This window comes from Candidatus Methylomirabilota bacterium, assembly GCA_028870115.1.
Taxonomy (GTDB): domain Bacteria; phylum Methylomirabilota; class Methylomirabilia; order Methylomirabilales; family Methylomirabilaceae; genus Methylomirabilis.
This window is the reverse complement of record JAGWQH010000044.1, coordinates 1-1,080: the sequence shown is the minus strand read 5'-3', so window position 1 is coordinate 1,080 and position 1,080 is coordinate 1. Positions and strand designations below refer to the sequence as shown.

2 protein-coding genes are annotated in these 1,080 nt (G+C 59.2%); both read right to left on the bottom strand.

What is annotated here, in order from left to right; all coding sequences use genetic code 11:
* Positions 1-677: general secretion pathway protein GspK (locus KGL31_04930; GenBank protein MDE2321247.1), on the bottom strand; the 677-nt coding region annotated here is incomplete at its 3' end.
* Between the two features lie 98 nt (positions 678-775).
* On the bottom strand, positions 776-1,080 hold a 305-nt coding region (locus KGL31_04925; GenBank protein ID MDE2321246.1), incomplete at its 5' end, for a hypothetical protein.

The following is a 1,080-nucleotide window of genomic DNA, read 5'->3' as shown; positions in this document are numbered from 1 at the left end:
TGGAGTGACAAGTGCCGTGCCACTCCAAGGTATTCGCCTGGCTTGAGATTCCGTTCCCAGGAAGGCTGGTCCCCCAGTTCCTTCAGCCTTTGCGGGCTGGCGATGTTGCCATACAGGATCTCCGAGGTCATCCCCTTGACTAGAAGCAGTTCGTCGATAGATTCGAAGTTGGCGTTCTTGGCCCGGTATGGGCTGGGGAGGGACAGGTAGTAATCGTCCTCGGCGCCGCTTAAGCGATGAAGAGTGTCAGCATCGCGCCAGTCCTGGATCGAATCGACGATGGTGGAAAGGAGTTTCTCGTCCCTCACACCCGAGTTGGAGAACAGCCGACGAAGCATCGCGTCGTATTGGGGGGTGATCTGCCCGTTCAGGGGAATCTTGCTCTCCTCATCCCTGACCGCCACCCAGTAATGCCCTCCGCCCAACGCTACATTCTCATAGGCGGCCGGATTGGTATGCCAGTGCTCGTCCAAGGCGTCGTAGCTCTTTGAATCGGGGGGGAAATCGCGATCAGCATTGATGATCTCCGCCGCCGCCCGGTACACACCGGCCTCCGCCAGGTAGTACGCCTCCGCCTCCTGCCTAAAGTTGCCGGCCGCGGCCAGCTCTGTGCGCATCGAAAAGGTGAAGGCCGTAAATACGACACTCAGAAACGCAAGGATCCAAAGCACAACCACAAGCGCCAATCCGCGCTGGCTAGAAACGGGTATCGGGTTCTGCGCCTTGAACCTTGAAGTTTGAACATCGAACTTTGAACCTTGAATCTGGCACATGCTCATAGCGTTCGCCCTACTTGCACCGGAAAGACCAACGGCGGCAGGATCAATTCACGGACCCCCTGCGATCTCGTCTGTCTAATCGTAAGGGTGAGCTCGACAGCCAGCGGCAGGCGATCAGAGCCCCTTAGGGCGCGCTGCCCAGGGGAAGGAGCCGATCCTCGCATTGCAGACTGAACCGTCCCATCCTGGGAAGGGTCCCAGGAATCGCGCCAGGTGGGGGGGAGGTTTTCCTCCGGCCTGCCTTCCGGCACCAAATATCGGAAGCGCGCCTGCAACACCCGCTCATCGAGCGGTTTGACCG